The following is a 2,807-nucleotide window of genomic DNA, read 5'->3' as shown; positions in this document are numbered from 1 at the left end:
CGACCATCCACAGCGGCCAGCCGGCCTCGCGCCCGTGCGTGAGCGGGTAGACGAGCATCAGCAGGAACAGCGACAGCAGCACCATGCCGGGCACGTCGATGCGCTGGCCTTTCGGCGGCCGGCTTTCCGGGATGAAGCGCCAGCTGCCGATCAGCGCGAGGATGCCGATCGGCAGGTTGACGAGGAAGATCGCGCGCCAGCCGAGCCCGAACGGATGCAGGCTGATCAACGCACCGCCGCCGAGCTGGCCGATCACGGCCGCGAGGCCGAACACGAAACCGTAGAAGCCCATCACGCGCACCTGCTCCTGCGGGCTGAACACGCTGCGGATCGTCGCGAGCACCTGCGGCGCGAGGATCGCGGCGAACAGGCCCTGCAGCACGCGGCCGCCGACCAGCACCGCGCCGCTGCCGGCGAGCCCGCACAGCGTCGACGCGACGACGAAGCCGGCCATCCCGATCATGAACATGCGCTTGCGGCCGTACAGGTCGCCGAGCCGGCCGCCGGTGATCTGCACGACCGCGTTCGCGCATGCGTACGCCGACACGACCAGCTGCAGTTCGGCCGGGCGCGCGCCGATGCCGTCGCGGATCGCCGGCAGCGCGAGATTCACAATGAAGTAGTCGAGCGGCGGCAGAATCGCGCCAACCAGCAGGACCACCAGCGCCCAGCCGTGGTGGCTGCGCGGCGTCGCCGCGGCGGCCGTGCCGGCCGGTACGCAGGGGGCAAGGGTGTCGTTCGTCATGGAAGCAGGTCCGAAAGAATGAGTGCCACATTCAGGCCGGACGCGACGCCAGGCGCGCCGGTTCGGCCGTGGACGGGCGATTGACCCCCATTCTGGGTGGTGGCAATGAATCGGAAAAGCGGGAATTGGTGGTAGTATCCATCGGGTTACTCGATGGATGGAGAATGGCGATGCGCGGTTTCGATCTGGATCAGTTGCGCACTTTCGCGGCGGTCGCGGACGCTGGCAGCCTGACGGCCGCCGCGCCGCTGCTGCACCTGTCGCAATCGACGGTCAGCGAGCAGGTGCGCAAGCTCGAATCGCGCGCCGGCGTGCCGCTGTTCGTGCGCAGCAAGCGCGGGGTCGAGCCGACCCCGGCCGGCTCGCGGCTGCTGCAGCACGCGCGGCGCATCGTTGCGCTGAACGAGGCCGCGTTCGACGAAGTGCGCGGGCAGGCGATCAAGGGCGAGTTGCGCGTCGCGATCACCGATTACTACCGGACCAACGAAGTCGCGGGCCTGCTCGCGCGGCTGCGGGAGTGCTACCCGCAACTGAGCCTGCACGTCAGCGCGATGAAGAGCGCGGATATCGAAACGGCGCACGCGCGCGGGCAGGTCGATCTCGGCGTGGTGATGAACCTGTCGAGCGGGCCGTTCCGGCCGGCGTCGGCCGATACACGCTGGGTGCTGCGGCGCGAGCCGCTGTCGTGGGTCGCATCGCCCGCGCTCGCCGAGCAGTTGCCCGAGCCGCTGCCGCTCGTGCTGCTGCCGGACGACTGCATGATGCATCAGGTCGCGGTGCGCTCGCTCGACGAGCAGCACACGCCGTACCGGCTCGTGCACAGCGCGTCGGGGGTGGCGGGGCTGCAGTCGATGCTGGCGGCGGGGCTCGGGGTGGGCTGCCTGTGCGCGTCGGCGATCGGCGAGGGCCTGATGCGACTCGGCGCGAAATACCGGCTGCCGCCGCTGCCCGACGCGGTGTTTTCGCTGACGCCGCCGATGCCCGGCGAACGCGAAACCGTCACGCAGGCGCGCGAGGTGCTGTCGCGGCAATTGCTGATGTAAAACCGGGCCGCACGACCTGCGGCCGCGCGTATCTGAGAGGCGCGCGAAGGAACAAAAAAAATGAACGACGAACTGCAACGCCAGATGGCCGCGAAGCTGCAGGATGCGCTGGAGCGCGTGGTCGACGAACGCTCGCTGATCCACTTCCTGCGCGTGCTCGGCCACGACTGGAACAAGGAGCGGCAGCTCGAGGCCGACGTGCCGCCGTCGCCGTATTCCCGTGCCGCGCTCGGCTGGGAAAACCACTCGATCGGCGAGTACCTGGACGCGATGGTCGACTGGGCCGAGGCGTCGGAGGAGGGGCTGCGCTTCTACGACCTGCCCGACAATCCGTGGCGGCGCATGGCGGACATCCTGTTCGCCGGGAAAATCTACGAATAGCGCCGCTCGGGCGATCCGTTCACTGCGTTCGTGGCCGTCGCGGCGAGCCGTCTATTCGATGGCTTCGCCGTTCACATACGCACGCAGCCCGTCGGCCAGCGCATCGAACACCGCGCGGCAGCGCGGGCTCGTCCGCAGGTCCTCGTGCATCACGACCCAGGTTTCCAGCTGCATCGCGGGCCCGTCCGGCAACACGCGCACGAGCCGCGGGTCGCGTTTCGCGAGCCTGCTCTGGCAGAAGCCGATCCCGTAACCGGCGCGGATCATCGCGAGCTGCGCGAGGTTGCTATCGGTACGCAGCGCGAACGCATCGCGCTTCCACAGCGGCATGCTGCGCCCCATCGAACGGATGAACGGCGTGACCGTATCGAAGCCGATCAACGGGTGATGCGCGAGTTCGTCGATCGTCGCGGGTGACCCGTTGCGCGCCAGGTAGTCGTCGCGCGCATAGAGCTCGACGTCGATTGCGCCGACGCGTCGTGCAACGAGCGCCTCCTGCACGGGCGGCGCCATCCGGACCGCGATGTCGGCCTCGCGCTTGAGCACGTCCTGGATGCGGTCGGTCGGCACCAGTTCGATGACGAGCCCCGGATGGTCGCGCCGCAGTTGCGCGAGAATCGGCGGCAGCACCTCGACGA

Annotated in this window: 4 protein-coding genes; 2 read left to right on the top strand and 2 right to left on the bottom strand. The window is 69.0% G+C overall.

Translation table 11 applies throughout. The features are described from left to right. Positions 1-745, bottom strand: a 745-nt coding sequence (locus tag G3N93_RS37385) for an MFS transporter (RefSeq protein WP_206135271.1), incomplete at its 3' end; no start/stop codon positions are given. A gap of 170 nt (positions 746-915) precedes the next feature. Between G3N93_RS37385 and G3N93_RS37380 the strand changes: the two genes are divergently transcribed. Together G3N93_RS37380 and G3N93_RS37375 are read left to right on the top strand one after the other, a co-directional pair. Further along, entirely contained in the window at positions 916-1,788 is an 873-nt protein-coding gene (locus G3N93_RS37380; RefSeq protein ID WP_011354526.1) for a LysR family transcriptional regulator, read from the top strand. 60 nt (positions 1,789-1,848) lie between these two features. After that, entirely contained in the window at positions 1,849-2,169 is a 321-nt protein-coding gene (locus tag G3N93_RS37375; RefSeq protein WP_011354527.1) for a hypothetical protein, read from the top strand. A 51-nt stretch (positions 2,170-2,220) separates the two neighbouring features. Here G3N93_RS37375 and G3N93_RS37370 read toward each other — a convergent pair. Further along, positions 2,221-2,807 (bottom strand): LysR substrate-binding domain-containing protein (locus G3N93_RS37370; RefSeq protein WP_241026866.1); only part of this gene is annotated, 587 nt, incomplete at its 5' end.

The sequence above is a fragment of the Burkholderia sp. Se-20378 genome (assembly GCF_017104665.1).
GTDB lineage: Bacteria > Pseudomonadota > Gammaproteobacteria > Burkholderiales > Burkholderiaceae > Burkholderia > Burkholderia lata.
This window is presented reverse-complemented; position numbering and strand designations above follow the sequence as displayed.